Source organism: Streptomyces sp. NPDC006643, from assembly GCF_042870175.1.
Lineage (GTDB): Bacteria > Actinomycetota > Actinomycetes > Streptomycetales > Streptomycetaceae > Streptomyces.
In genome coordinates this window covers 259,859-277,987 of the sequence record NZ_JBIAHA010000005.1, presented here as the reverse complement: position 1 = coordinate 277,987, position 18,129 = coordinate 259,859, and the positions used below count along the sequence as shown (strand labels likewise).

Genomic DNA, 18,129 nt, shown 5'->3' with positions numbered 1-18,129 from the left:
CGGGCGCTCAACTACCGGCCGGCGCCGTCCAGTTCCTCGATCGTCGCCGTCGACGCGGCACGGCGCTGCTGGGCGGCGCGTGCGATGAACTCGGTGTCGCGCAGCACGCGGGCCGCGTTGCCCCAGGTGAGATCGGTGATCGCGGTGTCGTCCCAGCCCCGGTCGAGCAGCTCGGTGATCAACCGCGGGTAGCACGACGTGTCTTCGAGGCCGGTGGTGTGGGGGGCGTCGCTCTCGCGGCCGTACGTCCCCGACAGACCCACGCACTCCTGGCCCGCGACGTCCCGTACCCGCTCCACATGGTCCGCGACGGTGGACACGGACGGGGCGGCGCCGTCGCGGGTGGTCTGCTCGGGAGCGAAACTCACCATGCAGATACCGCTGTTGGCGCCGAGCAGGCTCAGGATCTCGTCGGGGACGTTGCCGTCGGCGGGGCGGTCGGTGAGGGCTCGGGCGGCGGAACGGGAGAACATCGCCGGGGCCTTGGTGACGGCGAAGGTGGCGCGCGCCGTCTCGTCGGACGCGCCGGACAGGTCGATGATCACGCCGAGGCGGTTCATCTCGCGTACGACCTCCTGACCGAAGCGGGTCAGACCGTCGTCGGCCCAGCGCGCGCCGGCGAGCGCGAGCGCGCGGACACCGAGGAAGTGGAACGCGCGGAGCGTGGCGAGCGAGTCGCCCATGGCGGGGCCCGAGACGGGCCCGAGGAGCGAGGCGACGCGCCCGCAGTTGCGGGCGTCGGCCAGGTCCCCGGCGCCGAGCGCCATGCGCAGATGCTCCGGGCTGGAGGCGACCAGATCCCTCGCCAGGTCGATCAGCTCCAGCGTGGTGCTCACCGCCCGGCCCTCGCGGACCGCGTCGGCATCCACATGGAGCGCCCAGAACTGCGCGCCGAGCGCGCCCGCCCTGATGCGCGGCATGTCGGTGTCGAGGAAGGTCTCGCCCTGGTCGAGATCGTGCGTGTGGTTGGCACCACGCCGGCGCAGCAGGGTGGGGGCAAGGCTGTTGTGGCCGTCGACGACGGGGTGCCCGGCCAGCAGCACACGGGCCCGCTCGGCGGACGACGCGGGGGGTTCGGCCACGGTGGGGACGGGTCCGGTGGCCGTCTCGGTGGCAGTGCGCGCGGGCGGCTCCGGCGGCGCGTCGAGATCGCCGACCGCGGCTGTCGAATCCGTGTCGTAGGGGTCGTCCTGAAGGTCGGCCATGACAAGGCTCCGTGGGGTGCGAAGGCAGTAGAGCCACCGTCCCACGGGCGCACGGAGGGGTCGCGGCGGGCGGGCCGTTCGGGGGTACGGGGGTATGGGCGACGGGGCAGCGGGGTGGCCCAAGGCCGGCGCCGCCTTTAGCCGCACGGCTCGCTCGACGTACGGCCGGGAACGGCCCAAAGCCGAGCCGATCAGCAGCGCCTCAGCCTTCGGCGCACCGCACGATCCACCCATGGCCGCGAACAGGCGAGCCACGCCGGGTACCCCGGCCGGTAGGCACGGGCATGCAGCCGAGAACAGGGCACCCCGCACCCGCTGGTGAGTGAGCGCCCCCGTACCCGCCCCTCCGACGACGCTCGCAAGCCCCTACCGGGCCAGGCCCCTCGCCCCGCGCCGACGGCCTCAGGCCTTGACGCCGTCCAGGTCCTCGATCGTCGCCGTCGACGGGCCACGCTCCGTGCGGAGTTCCCGGGCCACGTCCTCCGCCGCGCGCAGTGCCCGTACCGCGTTGTGCCACGTCAGCTTCGAGAGGTCCTCGGGGGACCAGCGGCGGGCGAAGAGTTCCGCGATCAGGTTCGGGTAGCCCGACACGTCGTCGAGGCCCTGCGGTGTGAACGCCGTGCCGTCGAAGTCGCCGCCGATGCCGATGTGGTCGATGCCCGCGACCTCGCGCATGTGGTCCAAGTGGTCGGCGACCGTCGCCGCCGTGGCCGCGGGGCGCGGGTTGGCCTCCTCGTACGCCCGCTGGATCCGCATCCCCGACTCGGTCGTGTCCAGCGGGTGCGCGCCGTGCGCGCGCATGTTCTCGTCGGCCGCCTTCGTCCAGGCGATCGCCTCGGGAAGGATGAACTTCGGTACGAAGGTGGCCATCGCCACACCGCCGTTGAGCGTCAGCAGCTCCAGCACGTCGTCCGGGACGTTGCGCGGGTGGTCGCAGACCGCACGCGCGGAGGAGTGCGAGAACAGGACCGGCGCCGCGCTCGTCGCGAGTGCGTCGCGCATCGTCGTGGCGGCGACGTGCGAGAGGTCGACCAGCATGCCGAGGCGGTTCATCTCGCGTACGACCTCGTGGCCGAAGGGCGACAGGCCGCCGACGCCCGGCTCGTCGGTCGCCGAGTCCGCCCACGCGAGGTTGTCGTTGTGCGTGAGTGTCATGTAGCGCACGCCGAGGGCGTACAGGGCGCGCAGCGTGGCGAGGGAGTTGTTGATGGAGTGGCCGCCCTCGGCGCCCATCAGCGAGGCGATCCGGCCCGTGCGGCGGGCGTTCTCCATGTCGTCGGCGGTGCGCGCGGCGGCGAGGTCGTCGGGGTAGCGGGTGATCATGCGCCCGACGACGTCGATCTGTTCCAGGGTCGCGCTGACGGCCGTGTCGCCGGCCATGTCGGAGCGTACGTACACCGACCAGAACTGCGCCCCCACACCACCCGCCCGCAGCCGCGGGATGTCGGTGTGCAGATGGGCCGACTGGTCGTCGGCGATGTCCCGGCGGTCGAGGTCGTAGCGGACCTGCTCGCGCAGCGCCCACGGGAGGTCGTTGTGCCCGTCGACCACGGGGAAGTCCTCGAGCAGCTCGCGGGCCTGCTCCAGATAGTCGTCGGCGCCCATGGTGGTCCCCCTCACTTTCCGAAGCCGAAGGAGTCGTGTCCGGCGACCTTCGTACGGAGGCGTTTGCCCTTGTCCGTGGCCTGTTCGTTGAGCTGCTGCTGGAAGTCCTTCATACGGACGAGCAGCTCCGGGTCGTGCAAGGCGAGGATCCGCGCGGCCAGCAGGCCGGCGTTCCGGGCTCCTCCTACGGAGACGGTGGCGACCGGCACGCCCGCGGGCATCTGGACGATCGACAGGAGCGAGTCCATGCCGTCCAGGTACTTCAGCGGTACGGGGACCCCGATGACCGGCAGCGGTGTGACGGAGGCCAGCATGCCCGGCAGGTGGGCCGCGCCGCCCGCGCCCGCGATGATCGCCCTGAGCCCGCGTCCGGCGGCCTGCTCGCCGTACGCGATCATCTCGCGCGGCATCCGGTGCGCGGAGACGACGTCGACCTCGTAGGCGATCTCGAACTCGTCCAGCGCCTGGGCGGCGGCCTCCATGACGGGCCAGTCGGAGTCCGAACCCATGACGACGCCGATGAGGGGAGAGCTCATGTGGTGATCGTTCCTCGGAGGTATCCGGCGGCGTGGCGGGCGCGCTCCAGCACGTCGGCCAGGTCGTCGCCGTAGGTGTTGACGTGGCCGACCTTACGGCCGGGCTTCACGTCCTTGCCGTACATGTGGATCTTGAGCTGCGGGTCGTGCGCCATGCAGTGCAGATACGCCGCGTACATGTCGGGGTAGTCGCCGCCCAGCACGTTGCACATGACCGTCCACGGGGCGCGCGGGCGCGGGTCGCCGAGCGGCAGGTCGAGCACGGCCCGCACATGGTTGGCGAACTGCGAGGTGATCGCGCCGTCCTGGGTCCAGTGGCCGGAGTTGTGCGGGCGCATGGCCAGCTCGTTGACGAGGATCCGGCCGTCGGCCGTCTCGAACAGCTCGACCGCGAGATGCCCCACGACGCCCAGCTCGGCGGCGATCCGCAGCGCGAGCTGCTGGGCCTGGCCGGACAGCTCCTCCGAGAGACCGGGCGCGGGCGCGATGACGGTGTCGCACACGCCGTCGACCTGGCGGGACTCCACGACGGGGTACGCGACGGCCTGGCCGTGCGGCGAGCGCACGATGTTCGCGGCCAGCTCCCGGACGAAGTCGACCTTCTCCTCGGCGAGGACGGGGACACCGGCGCGGAAGGGCTGCTCGGCGTCGTCCTCCGATCGGACGAACCAGACGCCCTTGCCGTCGTACCCGCCGCGCACCGTCTTGAGGATGACGGGGAAGCCGCCCACCTCGGCGGCGAAGGCCGACACGTCGGCCGCGTCGCTGACGATGCGGTGGCGCGGGGACGGCGCGCCCAGCTCGGTGAGCCTGGCGCGCATCACACCCTTGTCCTGCGCGTGCACGAGCGCGTCGGGGCCGGGGCGTACGGCGACACCGTCCGCCTCCAGCGCGCGCAGATGCTCGATCGGGACATGCTCGTGGTCGAAGGTGATCACGTCGCAGCCGCGTGCGAAGGCGCGCAGCGTCGCCAGATCGCGGTGGTCACCGACGACCACGTCGCCCACCACCTGCGCCGCGGAGTCCTGTGGGGTCTCGCTGAGGAGCTTGAATCTGAGGCCGAGGGGGATGCCCGCCTCGTGGGTCATACGGGCGAGCTGACCGCCGCCGACCATGCCGACTACCGGGAACGTCACACACCCAGGGTATCCGTCGCCGGGTCTGGGCCGGTCCGGTGGTTACAGTGGGTCGGTCGGCGCCGTCGTCGGGACGCCGGCCACTTCGGCGACGAGACTGCCTCGTCGACCGAGCACACCGCACTCCGACCGGACGGGGCTGAGCGACCAGATGACTGCCGCGCCTTCGCAGCGACAAGCCCTGCGGGAGCGGCTGTCCCTGCTCGCCCGTGAGATCGCCAAGTTCGGCGCGGTCGGCGGGGTGGGGCTGCTGGTCAATCTGTTGGTCTTCAACCTCGTACGGCACACCACCGAGCTGCCGGTGGTGCGGGCCAGCATCCTGGCGACCGTCGTCGCGATCGCCTGCAACTACGTGGGCTTCCGCTACTTCGCCTACCGGGACCGCGACAAGAGCCGCCGTACGAAGGAGCTGACGCTCTTCCTGCTGTTCAGCGCGGTCGGGCTGGTCATCGAGAATGGTGTGCTCTACACGGCGACGTACGGATTCGGCTGGGACGGGCCGCTCCAGAGCAACGTGTTCAAGTTCCTCGGGATCGGCGTGGCGACGCTCTTCCGCTTCTGGTCGTACCGCACCTGGGTGTTCCGCAGGCTTCAGCCCGAGGCGGTGCCCGCGCCCGAGCGGGTCCCGGAGCCCGGCCGGGTCAGCTGACGGTCTTCGTCAGCCGCCTGTCTTGATCCGCCGACCGCCTTCGTGAGCTGACGGCCTCGTCATCTGACCGTCTTCTTCGGCTCCTCGCGTACGCGCACCTCGCGGCTCAGGAACAGCGCGAACACCGGCGGCTGCTGCTGGAGCAGTTCGAGCCGCCCGCCGTCCGCCTCCGCCAGGTCGCGGGCGACCGCCAGGCCGATGCCCGTCGAGTTGTGCCCGCTGATGGCGCGCTCGAAGATCCGCGAACCGAGGTCCGCCGGTACGCCCGGCCCCTCGTCCGTCACCTCGATCACGGCCTGGTTCCCGGTGATACGGCTGCGCAGGGCGACCGTACCGCCGCCGTGCATCAGGGAGTTCTCGATCAGCGCGGCGAGGACCTGGGCGACGGCCCCGGGGGTGCCGACGGCCCGCATGTGCTGGGTGCCGGAGCAGACGATCGCGCGGCCGGCGCTGCGGTAGGCCGGGCGCCACTCCTCGATCTGCTGCTGCACGACGTCGTCGAGGTCGAAGACGATCGCCGAACCGGTGCGCGCGTCACGCGAGTTGGTGAGCAGCCGCTCCACCACGTCGGTCAGCCGCTCGACCTGCGTGAGCGCGATCGTGGCCTCCTCCTTGACGGTGTCCGGGTCGTCGGTGGTGGAGATCTCCTCCAGCCGCATGGAGAGCGCGGTGAGGGGCGTACGGAGCTGGTGCGACGCGTCGGCGGCCAGTCGGCGCTCGGCGGTCAGCATGCGCGCGATCCGTTCGGCGCTGGAGTCGAGCACGTCGGCGACCCGGTCCAGTTCGGGCACGCCGTACCGCCGGTGGCGGGGGCGCGGGTCACCGGAGCCGAGGCGTTCGGCGGTCTCGGCGAGGTCGGTGAGCGGGGAGGCGAGCTTGTCGGCCTGGCGTACGGCGAGCAGCACGGCGGCGATGACGGCGAGCAGCGCCACCGCGCCGATGATCATCAAGGTGTTGCCGAGTTCGCGGGTGACGGACGCGCGGGACTCCTCGATCGTGACCGTCTCGCCCTGTTCGCCCTCGGCCTTGCCCCGGAGGGCGCCGTCGTCGGGGCGGGTGCCGATCTCGACGGTCGGGCGGCCGGGGATCTCGACCTTGGCGTACCGCCCGTCGTCGATCTGCTCCCGCAGGATCGCCTCGGTGACGCGCTCGCCGCCGAGGAGCCGGCTGTCGACGATGCTGACCAGCCGTTGGGCCTCCAGGTCCACTCTCTCCTGGGCGCTGCTGGTGATCGTGCGGGTCTCGACGATGACGAGCGAGACCCCGAAGACGGCGATGACGACGAGCACCACGGCGAGCGTGGAGTTGATCAGACGACGGCGCACTGTGCCCTACTTCTGTTCGGCCGGACTTCTGTACGGCCGGCTCCGCTTCGCGCCGTTCAGCTCTTCTCGAAGCGGAAACCGACGCCCCGTACCGTCGCGATGTAGCGCGGGTTCGCCGCGTCGTCGCCCAGCTTCTTGCGCAGCCACGAGATGTGCATGTCCAGGGTCTTCGTGGAGGACCACCAGGTGGTGTCCCAGACCTCGCGCATCAGCTGGTCGCGGGTCACGACCCGGCCCGCGTCCCTGACCAGGACCCGCAGCAGGTCGAACTCCTTCGCGGTCAGCTGGAGCTCCTCCTCACCCATCCAGGCCCGGTGCGACTCGACGTCGATGCGGACGCCGTGGGTGGTGGGCGAGGCGGCCGGCTCGCTCGCGCCGCGCCGGAGCAGGGCCCGTACCCGGGCGAGCAGTTCGGCCAGCCGGAAGGGCTTGGTCACATAGTCGTCGGCGCCCGCGTCGAGGCCGACCACCGTGTCCACCTCGTCGGCGCGGGCCGTCAGCACGAGCAGCGGTACGGAGTGGCCCTCGGAGCGCAGCCTCCGGGCCACTTCGAGGCCGTCCATGCCGGGGAGTCCCAGGTCGAGTACGACCAGGTCCACGCCGCCCTGGAGGCCGGCTTCGAGCGCGGTGGGACCGTCTTCGCGTACCTCCACCTCGTAGCCCTCCCTGCGCAGGGCGCGGGCCAGCGGCTCCGAGATGGACGCGTCGTCCTCGGCGAGCAGTACACGGGTCATGAGGTGATGGTAGTCCGCGCGAGGGAGCGGCCGGGCAGTGATCGCCAATGCCTGTGGCTCTGGGATGCGATTGGGGCGACTGCCTTCGAATGTGGTCGGTGGTGTGGACACGAACCTGTGATTCACCCCTCACTTCCGTGCATATACCGCTCTGTCGTCCTCTATCTCACTCTGTCGTGCCGTAGGGTGGCGTCGCGCTTCGTAGGACCAATTGGGGATCTTTGGCAGCTTGAGGGCCGAAGGTCCCCTTTTCATGAACCCGACCGAGCAAGGATCCCCCCATGGCGTCCAGCCTCACCAAGGACTCCCCCGACCCGACCGGTGGCCGCCCCACAGGCCCCGGCCCCCACCACACCCCCGAGAAGACCTTCTTCGGCCACCCGCGCGGGCTGGCCACGCTCTTCATGACGGAGATGTGGGAGCGCTTCAGCTTCTACGGCATGAGGGCTCTGCTCACGATCTATCTGCTGTCCGGCGGGCCCGACGCCTCGAAGGGGCTCCAGGAGGGCGGTCTGGGGCTGACCCTGGCCACCACGACGGCGATCTACTCGATCTATCTGTCGATGGTCTATCTGCTGGCCATGCCCGGCGGCTGGCTCGGCGACCGGGTCTGGGGCCCGCGCAGGACCGTGACGATCGCCGCCTGCACGATCATGGTGGGCCATCTGACGCTCGCCCTGCCGGGCTCGGGCAGCTTCTTCGCCGGTCTGGCGCTCGTGGCGCTCGGCTCCGGTCTGCTGAAGTCCAACATCTCCACGATGGTCGGCCATCTCTACGACGGCCCCAACGACCCGCGCCGCGACGGCGGATTCACCATCTTCTACATGGGCATCAACATCGGTGCCTTCTTCGCGCCGCTGATCATCGGCACCGTCGGTGAGAAGTACAGCTGGCACCTCGGCTTCGCGCTCGCCGCCGTCGGCATGGGCATCGGACTGATCGTGTTCCTGCTCGGCACGAAGCATCTGTCGCCGCGGAGCAGCCGCGTCCCGACGCCGCTGTCGCGCGAGGAGCGGGCGAACTGGCTGACGAAGGGGCTGACCTGGCTGCTGATCGGCTCTGCCTTCTACGGAATCGTCGTCTTCACCGGTCATTTCACCCTGAACTGGGCGATGGTGCCGCTGACGCTCGCGGGCATCGTCATCCCCGCCGGGGTGCTGATCCGGATAAAGCGCGACAAGGATCTGACGGCGGCCGAGCAGACGAAGATGTCCGGGTACATCTGGTTCTTCGTCGCCGCCGCGGTGTTCTGGATGATCTACGACCAGGGCGGGTCGACGATCCAGGCGTTCGGTACGACGAAGGCCGCCGACCAGGTCTTCGGCATCGGCTTCCCGACGTCCTGGTACCAGTCGCTGAACCCCGTGTTCATCATGGCGCTGGCCCCGGTGATCGCCTGGCTCTGGCTCTGGCTGAACCGGCGCGGCAAGGAGCCGAGCACGGTGGTGAAGTTCGCCGCCGGCCTGGCCTTCGTCGGCGTCTCGTTCTTCTTCTTCCTGATCCCGCTGGTCCTGGCGGCGGACGGCACCCTGGTCAGTCCGGTGTGGCTGGTCGGCATCTATCTGATCCAGACCGTCGGCGAGCTGTGCGTCTCGCCGGTGGGACTGTCGGTGACGACGAAGATGGCGCCGACGAAGTACGCCAGTCAGATGATGGGCGTCTGGTTCCTCGCGGTCACGGCGGGCGACTCGGTGACGGGGATGCTCTCCATCGCCGGTGTCGATCTGAGCCGTACGGGGGTGGTCGCCCTGGAGGCGGCGCTGGCCACGCTCGCGGGCTTCGCGGTGTTCATGTACCGCAAGAAGGTGCGGGCTCTGATGGGCGACGTGCGCTGACAGGCGCGCCGTACGCCGGGGGGGCGGGCGTACGGCGAGGAGCGGGCGTACGCCGGGGGGCGTACGGCGAGGCGGGCGGGCGCCGACGGGGGGCGTGTCGGCGCGCGGCGCCCGGCCGGCTTACGCCGGAGGCGCCGCCAGGACCGCCCAGACCGTCTTGCCGGGCGCTCCCGGCGTACGGGACACGCCCCAGTCCAGGCAGAGCCGCTGCACGATGAACATCCCGTGCCCGCCGGGCCGGCCGGCGCGGTGCGGGGTGCGGGGCGCGGGCTGGCCGGTGCCCCGGTCGGTGACTTCGAGGCGCAGCGCCTTGGCGTCGGAGGAGACCCGCAACTGCTCGGGGCCCTCGGCGTGCAGACAGGCGTTGGTGACCAGTTCGGAGACGACGAGCAGGACGTCCTCGGCGGCGGCGCGGCGGTCCGCGCTCTCGGCCGGCAGCCAGCCCCAGTCGTAGAGCGCCTGACGGGTGAAGTCGCGTGCCATCGGAACGATGCCGCTGGCGTTGCCCAACGCCAGGGTGCGTACCCGGCTTTCAGGCCCGGCGTGGGTGGTACCCGCGCCGTCCGGCTCGGAGCCGAATTCGCCCGGCGGAAACTGCCGGGTGGTGCTCATCAGCGCTTCACCTCACCGATTCACCGCTTCGCCGTGTGGTCGATACGTCATACGTTGTGTCCTCGCGCGTCATGCCGCGCCACTTCTTCGATACAGAGAGTGCCCGGCCTGTCCCGAACGACCCGGGGTGTCTTCTGCCCGGCGTAATCGTGACAACACCCACAAGACCTACGCGGGTGACGTGACACTTGCAACATCTTGATCCCGCCGGGCCTTTTCGCAGGGCCCCCGGGGTCACTCGACAAGAGCCTCTTCCAGCGTTTCGTGCACGGTGAAGACCGCGTCGGCGCCGGTGATCTCGAAGACCCTGGCGACCACCGGGAGCATCGCGGCCAGATGGACCGCGCCACCCTCGGCCTCGGCCTTCAGCCGGGCTCCGAGCAGTACGTTCAGCCCGGTCGAGTCGCAGAACTCAAGCTGCGAGCAGTCGACCACGAGGCGTACCCGCCCCTGGTCGACCGCTTCTTCCAGCGGCACGCGCAACAGTTCGGCGGTGTGGTGATCCAGCTCACCCGCCACTGTCACGACCTCGCTTCGGCCCTCGGTCCGAACTTCGACCCGAAGCCGGCCCCGGTTCGCGCTGCCGACCGTCTGGCGGTCCATGCCCGTCTGTCCCTCTTCTGCCGTGTTGTGCGCCGTCATCAGATGATTCAGAACTTCCCGCCCGGGGCGCTGTGACCATGCCCGCGATGGCGTTCCTCGTCGCGTCACTCGCCGTTGACGTTCACCGAAACATTACGCCTTTCATGCGTTCTCCGGTAGCCAATCTCCCACGCAATACGGACATATGTACGAAATGACACTTGCACGTGTCCACGCTCAACCGATAGGGCTAGTACGGACACAACTCACCAGACCGAAAACGACCGGCCATGGAGGCGCCGCAAACCGCAGCAGCGCGTATTGGCATCGGCAGCCATATGCCGAGAACGTATGGAGGAGACCATGTCACCCCGGCTCGACGAACCGCGTACCCAGGACGCGGCGTCGACAATCCCGTCCCAACCTGACGAGACCGGCGCCACATCCGCGGCCGGTTTCCCGGGCCTCGATGACATGCCAGAGATCCCGCCCTTCGACGAGGTGGGCGCGGTGGATGCCCGGTCTCTGTCGAAGACCCTCTTCGGGCGCCTCGAGGGCCTGGAAGAAGGCACGCACGAGCATGCTTATGTACGGAACACCCTGGTCGAACTGAATCTCGCCCTGGTCAAGTTCGCCGCCTCCCGGTTCCGCTCCCGCAGCGAGCCGATGGAGGACATCATCCAGGTCGGCACGATCGGGCTGATCAAGGCGATCGACCGCTTCGAGCTCAGCAGGGGCGTCGAGTTTCCCACCTTCGCGATGCCGACGATCGTCGGCGAGATCAAGCGCTTCTTCCGCGACACGTCGTGGTCGGTGCGGGTGCCGCGCAGGCTTCAGGAACTCCGTCTCGAACTGGCCAAGGCCGGCGACGAGTTGTCCCAGCAGCTGGACCGCGCGCCGACGGTCGCCGAACTCGCCGACCGGCTCGGCATCACCAACGACGAGGTTGTCGAGGGGATGGCGGCGAGCAACGCGTACACGGCGAGTTCGCTGGACGCGCAGCCCGAGGACGACGACACCGAGGGGGCGCTGTCCGACCGCATCGGCTACGAGGACCACGGGCTCGAAGGCATCGAGTACGTCGAGTCGTTGAAGCCGCTGATCGCCGGGCTTCCGGCGCGGGACCGCACGATCCTGTCGCTGCGGTTCGTCGCCAACATGACGCAGTCGGAGATCGGTGAGGAACTCGGCATCTCGCAGATGCACGTGTCCCGGCTGCTGTCGCGCACGCTCGTCAGACTGCGGAAGGGCCTGACGCTGGAGGAGTGACGGCGACTCCTTCGAGGGCGCGTTCTCCGTCGCGGCCCGGTGACCGTTTCCGACGGTCACCGGGCCGTTGTCGTCGGTGGAATCCGCCGAGCAGCGGACTCCGGTCAGCGGCTGCGGAACGGCTCCACGGTGCTCAGCCGACGCGGCGCAGTGCCTTCTCGCGGCGTTCCGACACGCTCGAACCCGACTCGCGGCGGGCCATCCGGCGCAGTACGAGGGGGGCGAGCGCCAGGCCGAGTGCCGCCCAGAGACCGAGCACCCCGGCCGTCTCCCACGGCCGCCAGGACGCGCCGATCTCGACGGCGACCGCGGCGTCCGGGAGAAGGGCGGAGCGCATGCCCAGGCCGAGCCAGTAGATGGGGGTCGCCTGGCCAAGCCACTGCACCCACTCCGGCAGCGCGGTGAGCGGGTAGAAGATGCCGGAGATGGCGATCATGCCCAACACCGGGAGCTGGATGAGGCCTTGGCCGCGCGCGCTGGTGAAGACCGAGCCCAGGATCGCGCCGATGGGCAGGGTCGCCGCCATGCCGAGGAGCAGGACCCAGGTCACGGTGAGCCAGGAGCCGGCGCCGCCGGCGCGGAGGCCGTCGATGACGAGCAGGCCGGGGACCAGCAGGATCGCGAGGTCGGCGAGCAGGCCGCCACCGACGGTGACGACCTTGCCGATCAGATAGGCGGGCATGCCGTCGGGGGTCGCCTTGGCGCGCAGCAGGGTGCCGTCCTCGCGTTCGGCGGTGAGTGTCTGGCTCATGGCGACCATGCCCATCGCGGCGTTCATGCCGAGGATGCTCGGCAGGGCCAGGGTGCCGAGCATGAGCCCGCCGGAGCCGAAGGCCGTGTCCCGCAGGAAGTACATCACCGTGAGCATCAGGGTGGGCCAGAGCAGATGGGAGAGCAGTTCGGCGCGGTTGGTGAAGGACTGGCGCAGTTCGATCAGACCTCGGGAGCAGCCCACCCGTACCGTGCCGGGCGTCGGGGTCATGGTGGTGTTCATCGGGCCGCCGTCTCTTCCTGGCGTACGAGTGCCAGATAGGTGTCCTCCAACGAGGCCCGGCGGACCTCCAGTTGGCCTATCGCCGCCCCGTGCCGGGCGAAGAGTTCACGTACGAAGCCGGTCGAGTCGGCGGTCGTACGGGTGTGGTGATCCCCGTCGAGCGTCCAGCGCACCTCGTCCTCGCCGGCGACCTGGCGCGCCAGTTCGTCCTCCGTGCCGTCGGCGATGATCCGGCCGCCGACGAGGACCACGATGCGGTCGGCGAGCTTTCCGGCCTCGTCCAGGTCGTGGGTGGTGAGCAGGACGGTGGTCGCTTGGTCGCGGGCCAGCCGGTGGACGAGGTCGTGGAACTCGTTGCGGGCGCGCGGGTCGAAGCCGGCGGTCGGCTCGTCCAGGAAGAGGAGTTCGGGGCGGCCGACGATGCCGATCGCGACGTCGAGCCTGCGCCGCTGCCCGCCGGAGAGTGTCCTGATCTTCTTGGCCGCGTGCGCCGTGAGGCCGACCGCCTCGACCAACTCATCTGTTTCCCAGGGGCGTTGGATGTGGTCGGTCGTGTAGGGGGCGTAGTACGAGCCGAGATGGGCGAGCAGTTCGCGTACCCGCCAGTTGCCGTGGTCGCGCCAGGACTGGAGGACCACTCCGATCCTGGCCCGCCAGTGTTCGTCGCCGTGCGCCGGATCGGCGCCGAGTACGTCGACGCGGCCCGCCGACCGCATCCGGAAGCCCTCCAGGATCTCGATCGTGGTGGTCTTGCCCGCCCCGTTCGGCCCCAGCAGAGCCAGCACCTCCCCCTGGTGGGCCCGGAACCGCACATCGCGCAGGACGTCGTTCGCGCCGTACCGCATACGCAGTCCCTCGACGTCGAGCACGACTCCGCCGCTGGTCGTCACCTCGGACTCCCTTCGCCTTGGTTGTTCAACAATCTCGAAAGCTACGTTGCGTTTCATAAGTCGTCAAACACGATTGCAATGGTCATGACGGTGAATGCAACAGGAATCATCGACAGATCGTTGCAATGAGATGACGGTGAACGCATACTGGACCGACCATTCGCCAACGAGTTGTCAGGAGGCGGGCGCGGATGCCCGGAGGCAGGCTGACGCACGAGGAGCGCCGCAACATCGGCGCGGGGCTGGCCGAGGGGCTCGGATACGCGGAGATCGCCAGACGCCTCGGCAGGCCCACCTCCACCGTCAGCCGGGAGGTGGCGCGCAACGGCGGCAGCGACGGCTACCGGGCCGATCGCGCGCTGCGGGCCACCGAGCGCCGGGCCCGGCGGCGCGGGGCCGCACCCACGACGCCGCGCCCGGGGGACGGAGCCGACCGGGACGACGAACTCCGGCACTTCGCCGAGCAGTTCGTGGCGATGCTGGTGACGACCGGGCTGCCCCGCATGGCCTCCCGCGTCCTCGTCCGGCTGTTCCTCACCGACTCCGGCAGCCTCACCGCCGCCGACCTGGTGGGGCAGTTGCGCGTCAGCCCCGCGTCGGTCTCCAAGGCCGTCGGCTACCTCGAACGGCTGGAGGTGGTCCGGCGCGAGCGCGACCCCCGTGGGCGCCGCGAGCGGTACGTCGTGGACGACGACGTCTGGGTTCGGGCCTGGAAGCGCGACACGCGTTCCACCGAGAACTGGGCGGAGACCGCCCGGCGAGGCGCCGGTGTCGTCGGCGCCGAAAGTCCCGCCGGGGTCCGGCTGGAGCGCATGGGCGACTTCTTCGCGACCCTCGGCGCCGACATGGCGAGCGGACCCGCCGGTGTCGAGGACGCGCTGACGCTCCTCGCGGCGCTCGTGCACGCGAAGGCGCCGGCCGATGTGGAGCGGCTGGCCGCCGGGCTCGGCTGGTCCGTCGAGCGCGTCACCGGCGCCCTGCGGCACGCCGGGCCGGGACGGGTCACCCCGGCTCAACGGGCGGCCCTGGCACGGTGATCCGACGCGTCCGCCCGGCCCCGGGACCGTATTGACGGGAGCGTCCCCAAAGGCCACATTGATCCGGGGGCCGGGGGGAGACGGGATGGCTGTGGGGCAGGCTCTGGAGGCGGGCAGCCCGATGTCGTACGCCGCGCTGGAGTCGTTCATGGGGCGGCGTCTGGGCAGGGAGTGTCTGTACGTGCCGTCCTGCCGGCTCGGGCTCTATGTGGCGCTGCGCCACTGGTGCCCGCCCGGCGGCCGGGTGCTGATGTCGCCGGTCAACGACGACGTGATCATGTTCGTGGTGCTGGCGGCCGGACTGCGCCCCGTCCTGGCCCCGTTGAACGCGCTGGACGGCTCGATCGACCCGGCGGCCCTGCCCGAGTCCGACTGGCGGGGGCTGGCCGCCGTACTGACCACGAATCTGTACGGGAATCCCGATCCGGCGCCCGAACTGCGCGCCCGCTGCGACGCGTTGGGGATTCCGTTGATCGAGGACGCGGCCCACGCCATCGGCAGCGTGGTGGCGGGCCGGGCCGTCGGGACCTTCGGGGACGCCGCCGTGTTCAGCCTCTCCAAGCATGTGGGCGCCAGGACCGGCGGGTTCGTCGCCGTGGCCGACCCCGCGCTCCGTGACGAACTGGCGGCGGCCCGCGACGCGCTCCTCGCACCGGCCGGCCTCCGCGCCGAACTCGCCTACGCCCTGCGGCCGTACGCGGAGGCCGGGGTGCGCGGGCTGCGGCTGGTGCGCGCGGCGCGTGGTCTGCTGCGCGCGGTCGGCGCCGAGGAACGCCGGGGCATCCGGATGGAGTTGCGCCCGGGTGAGCTGAAGGAGGCGCTGGCCGACGGGCGGGGTCTGGACGGCTTCGACTCGTGGGTACGGGTGGACATGCACCCGTACCGCCGCACGCCCGGCCGGGTGCGGCTGCGCCGTACCGAACGGCTGCTGTCCGGGCTCGATCCGCTGCTCGCCGCCCACCGGGCGGGCACGGAACGGCTGTTGGCGAGCCCGTGGGCGGCGCCGGGGGGCGTGGTCCGGCCGCTGTTCCGGGTGCCGTTGCTGGTCGCCGACCGGGACGCCGCCGTCGCCGCGCTCGCCCGGCACCGGATCACCACCGGCTATCTGTACGACCCGCCGCTCGACGTGTACGCGGGCGATGTCTTCACCGACGCCTCGCCGCGCCCCGAGCCGGCCGCCTGGTTCGCGCGGCACGCCCTGCCCGCCGACCCGTTACGGGCCCGCCGAGTCATCGCCGTACTGGACGAGTCGGGGGCCGAGCCCGCCTTGCCTCCGGGGCACGGTGGTGACTGACACCGCGCGGCGTACGGCCACGAGAAAGGGTCGGCCGGACAGCGGCGAGTCGATGTTCCGCAACGCGTACGCGCTGATGCTCTCCACCGGCGTCTCCGCCGCCCTCGGACTCGGCTTCTGGCTGGTCGCCGCCCGCTACTACACCGAGGAGGCCGTCGGCCAGGGCTCCGCCGCCATCGCCGCCATGCGGCTGCTGGCCTCCCTCACCGCGACCACCATGATCGGCGCGGTGGTGCGCTACGTGCCCCGCGCCGGGCGGGCGACCGGAGCACTCGTCTGGCGCGCGTACGCGGTCAGTTCGGCCGTCGTGTGCGCCGCCTGTGTGGTCTTTCTGCTGACGCTCGACCTGTGGGGCCCCTCGTACGCGCCGCTCGACGGCGTCACCGCCGGGCTGCTCTTCACCGCCGCCTGCGTCGCCTGGGCGCTGCTCACCCTCCAGGACGGGGTGCTGACCGGGCTCCGCAGGGCCTTCTGGGTGCCGGTCGGCAACGCCGTCTTCTCGCTCGGCAAGCTGCTGCTGCTCGTCGTGTTCGCCACCGTCCTGCCGGTCCTCGGCGTCTTCGTGTCCTGGGCGGCGGCCATCGCGCTGTCCGTACTGCCGCTGGGCTGGCTGGTGTTCCGCCGGCTCATCCCCCGGCAGGCCGCCGACGACCGGGACCGTGAGCCGCCGCGTCCGGCCGACATCGGGCGGTTCCTGGCCGGTGACTCGGTGGGCGCGCTGTTCAGCCTGGCGATGATCAACCTGCTGCCGGTGATGGTCGCCGTCCGCTTCGACGCCGCGCACAACGCGTTCTTCTACACCGCCTACACCGTCGGCGGGACGATGGAGTTCATGGCCATCAACATGGCCTCCTCGCTGACCGCGCACGCCTCCCACTCCCCCGAGCGGCTGGCCGAGGGCGTACGCGGGGCGCTGCGCCGGATGACGGTGCTGCTGGTGCCCGTGGTGCTGGTGCTGGTGGTCTTCGCCCCGCAGCTCCTCGCCCCCTTCGGCGCCGACTACGCCGAGCACGGCTCGACGGTGCTGCGCCTGCTGGCCGCCGCCGCGCTGCCGCGCGTGGTCGTGGAGCTGTACATCGGGGTGCTGCGCGTCCAGGGACGTACGGGCATGCTCGCCGCCCTCCAGGGCGCCATGTGCGTGTCGGTCCTCGGCAGCGCGGTGTTTCTGCTCGGGCCCGCCGGGATCTCCGGCGCCGGGCTGGCGATGCTGCTGTCCATGACGCTGATCGCGCTGGTGGCGGCGCCGGGGCTGCGGTCGGCGCTGCGCAGGCACGGCGGCGGGGCGGCGGAGGGGTACGGGACGACCTGGGCGCGCGAGGCCGCCGAGCGGCGGCGGCTCGGGGGAGGCGGCCCGCTCGACGCGGCGGAGGAGGCCGCGTACCGGGCGGCGTGGGCGCGGCAGACCACCTATCCGCAGGGCGGGTACGACACGGCGACCCCGGCCTTCGGGCTGCCCGTGCACGTACCGAGGCCCGCGCCGCCCCGCAGGGCCGAGCCGGCGCCGCCACCGCCGCGCCCCCCGCGGGGGAATCTGTCGGCCACGGTGCTGTGGCTGCTGCTGGCCGGTGCCACCGGGCTGTTCTGGCTGCCGCTGCGGGACGCGGCCGGGTTCGGCACCGGCTCCGCGTCGGGGACCCAACTCCTCGCCGCGCTGCCGCCGTTGACCCTCGGCGCCGGAATCCTGCTGGTCGTCGTCCAGTGCGCGGCCGTGGCGCTCGTACGGTCGCGTCCGCTCCTGCTCACGGCGGGCGTGCTGGCCCTGTTCGGCGCGCTGCACGGCGTGCCGCCGCTCCTCGGGGTCCGGCCCGAGGCGGCGGCCGGCCCCTGGCACCGGCCGCTCGTCGACGCGACCGCCCGGCTGATGGACCTGGAACGGGCCGCGCAGATCCTGCCCGTCGCCCTGCAACTGCTCTGTCTGGGGCTGGCCGCCGTGGCGCTGCGCGCGTCGCGCGCGAACGGGTGGCTGGACGGGCGGATCGTCGCCGCGGCGGTCTGGGTGCTGGCGGTGGCGGGCTGGGCGGCGCAGCGCGTCTTCGCGGAGTTCGCGGTCCCGGTGTCCGGGGTGCTGCTGGCGATCTCGGTATTGGCCGTACTGGTGCGTACGGCCCGCCGTAGAGCCGATCGCGCGGCCCGCGCCTCCGGGGAAACACCCCGGTCAGGACGCTGAGCGTTTGCGGGTGTCCGATATGTACGTTCCACTGAGTGGGTACGTGGAATCAGTTTCCTTCTGAGGGGATGATGGTATGTCCAACGAGACCAACATCACGAGGGACTTGGACGTCGACATCGACGCGGTCCTGAGCCCGAGCGAGGCCGAAGGCACCTACCGCGACAGCCGCGAGTGCGCGTCGCTCGCCCTGATCGGTGGCGCGGGAGGGCTTCTGCTCTCGCCGCCGACCCCGCGCCCGAAGAAGGGCTGACGGGAG

The 18,129-nt window shown here is 71.1% G+C and carries 17 protein-coding genes; 7 read left to right on the top strand and 10 right to left on the bottom strand.

Translation table 11 applies throughout. The features are described from left to right. Nucleotides 1-11: 11 nt before the first annotated feature. From ACFYNU_RS09585 to ACFYNU_RS09570, 4 genes are all read right to left on the bottom strand, one after another. Nucleotides 12-1,205 (bottom strand): dipeptidase, encoded by a 1,194-nt coding sequence (locus tag ACFYNU_RS09585; RefSeq protein WP_356584531.1) that lies wholly within the window; start codon nt 1,203-1,205, stop codon nt 12-14. Nucleotides 1,206-1,607: 402 nt separating this feature from the next. After that, on the bottom strand, nt 1,608-2,810 hold the full coding sequence (locus ACFYNU_RS09580) for a dipeptidase (protein ID WP_356584530.1): 1,203 nt from the start codon (nt 2,808-2,810) through the stop codon (nt 1,608-1,610). A gap of 11 nt (nt 2,811-2,821) precedes the next feature. After that, the gene (gene purE, locus ACFYNU_RS09575; RefSeq protein ID WP_356584529.1) at nt 2,822-3,346 is read right to left on the bottom strand and encodes a 5-(carboxyamino)imidazole ribonucleotide mutase; all 525 of its coding nucleotides are present in this window, start codon (nt 3,344-3,346) and stop codon (nt 2,822-2,824) included. After that, nucleotides 3,343-4,461 (bottom strand): 5-(carboxyamino)imidazole ribonucleotide synthase, encoded by a 1,119-nt coding sequence (locus tag ACFYNU_RS09570; protein WP_388765721.1) that lies wholly within the window; start codon nt 4,459-4,461, stop codon nt 3,343-3,345. The genes purE and ACFYNU_RS09570 overlap by 4 nt, the downstream gene beginning before the upstream one ends. Nucleotides 4,462-4,633: 172 nt before the next feature. On the opposite strand from ACFYNU_RS09570, the gene ACFYNU_RS09565 reads away from it, so the two are divergent. Beyond that, nucleotides 4,634-5,131, top strand: coding sequence for a GtrA family protein (locus tag ACFYNU_RS09565; protein ID WP_356584527.1), 498 nt, complete (start codon nt 4,634-4,636; stop codon nt 5,129-5,131). A gap of 59 nt (nt 5,132-5,190) precedes the next feature. Here ACFYNU_RS09565 and ACFYNU_RS09560 read toward each other — a convergent pair whose 3' ends face one another. Together ACFYNU_RS09560 and ACFYNU_RS09555 are read right to left on the bottom strand one after the other, a co-directional pair. Further along, on the bottom strand, nt 5,191-6,456 hold the full coding sequence (locus ACFYNU_RS09560) for an ATP-binding protein (protein ID WP_356584526.1): 1,266 nt from the start codon (nt 6,454-6,456) through the stop codon (nt 5,191-5,193). Nucleotides 6,457-6,512: 56 nt separating this feature from the next. Further along, a complete protein-coding gene (locus tag ACFYNU_RS09555) occupies nt 6,513-7,190 on the bottom strand; it encodes a response regulator transcription factor (RefSeq protein WP_189109494.1) in 678 nt (225 codons plus the stop codon). A gap of 281 nt (nt 7,191-7,471) precedes the next feature. Between ACFYNU_RS09555 and ACFYNU_RS09550 the strand changes: the two genes are divergently transcribed. Continuing rightward, complete coding sequence (locus tag ACFYNU_RS09550; protein ID WP_356584525.1) at nt 7,472-9,025, top strand: oligopeptide:H+ symporter; 1,554 nt, start codon at nt 7,472-7,474, stop codon at nt 9,023-9,025. Nucleotides 9,026-9,145: 120 nt separating this feature from the next. Here ACFYNU_RS09550 and ACFYNU_RS09545 read toward each other — a convergent pair whose 3' ends face one another. Continuing rightward, a complete protein-coding gene (locus tag ACFYNU_RS09545; protein ID WP_356584524.1) occupies nt 9,146-9,637 on the bottom strand; it encodes an ATP-binding protein in 492 nt (163 codons plus the stop codon). Nucleotides 9,638-9,871: 234 nt separating this feature from the next. Beyond that, complete coding sequence (locus tag ACFYNU_RS09540; RefSeq protein WP_356584523.1) at nt 9,872-10,240, bottom strand: STAS domain-containing protein; 369 nt, start codon at nt 10,238-10,240, stop codon at nt 9,872-9,874. 342 nt (nt 10,241-10,582) lie between these two features. On the opposite strand from ACFYNU_RS09540, the gene ACFYNU_RS09535 reads away from it, so the two are divergent. Further along, the gene (locus tag ACFYNU_RS09535; protein ID WP_356584522.1) at nt 10,583-11,488 is read left to right on the top strand and encodes an RNA polymerase sigma factor SigF; all 906 of its coding nucleotides are present in this window, start codon (nt 10,583-10,585) and stop codon (nt 11,486-11,488) included. A gap of 133 nt (nt 11,489-11,621) precedes the next feature. On the opposite strand, the gene ACFYNU_RS09530 is transcribed toward ACFYNU_RS09535, so the two are convergent. Beyond that, nucleotides 11,622-12,482 carry an ABC transporter permease gene (locus ACFYNU_RS09530; protein ID WP_356584521.1) on the bottom strand — a complete coding sequence of 287 codons (861 nt, stop codon included), beginning with the start codon at nt 12,480-12,482 and terminating at the stop codon, nt 11,622-11,624. Continuing rightward, complete coding sequence (locus ACFYNU_RS09525) at nt 12,479-13,327, bottom strand: ABC transporter ATP-binding protein (RefSeq protein ID WP_356584592.1); 849 nt, start codon at nt 13,325-13,327, stop codon at nt 12,479-12,481. Before ACFYNU_RS09525 ends, ACFYNU_RS09530 begins: the two co-directional genes overlap by 4 nt. 236 nt (nt 13,328-13,563) lie before the next feature. On the opposite strand from ACFYNU_RS09525, the gene ACFYNU_RS09520 reads away from it, so the two are divergent. The 4 genes from ACFYNU_RS09520 (at nt 13,564) to ACFYNU_RS09505 (ending at nt 18,123) form a co-directional block, all read left to right on the top strand. Continuing rightward, entirely contained in the window at nt 13,564-14,409 is an 846-nt protein-coding gene (locus ACFYNU_RS09520; RefSeq protein WP_356584520.1) for a helix-turn-helix domain-containing protein, read from the top strand. A 148-nt stretch (nt 14,410-14,557) separates the two neighbouring features. Continuing rightward, nucleotides 14,558-15,703 (top strand): DegT/DnrJ/EryC1/StrS family aminotransferase, encoded by a 1,146-nt coding sequence (locus tag ACFYNU_RS09515; RefSeq protein ID WP_356584591.1) that lies wholly within the window; start codon nt 14,558-14,560, stop codon nt 15,701-15,703. 52 nt (nt 15,704-15,755) lie between these two features. Next, complete coding sequence (locus ACFYNU_RS09510; protein ID WP_356584590.1) at nt 15,756-17,870, top strand: lipopolysaccharide biosynthesis protein; 2,115 nt, start codon at nt 15,756-15,758, stop codon at nt 17,868-17,870. A 76-nt stretch (nt 17,871-17,946) separates the two neighbouring features. Further along, entirely contained in the window at nt 17,947-18,123 is a 177-nt protein-coding gene (locus ACFYNU_RS09505; protein ID WP_356584519.1) for a hypothetical protein, read from the top strand. The last annotated feature ends 6 nt before the right edge of the window (nt 18,124-18,129 follow it).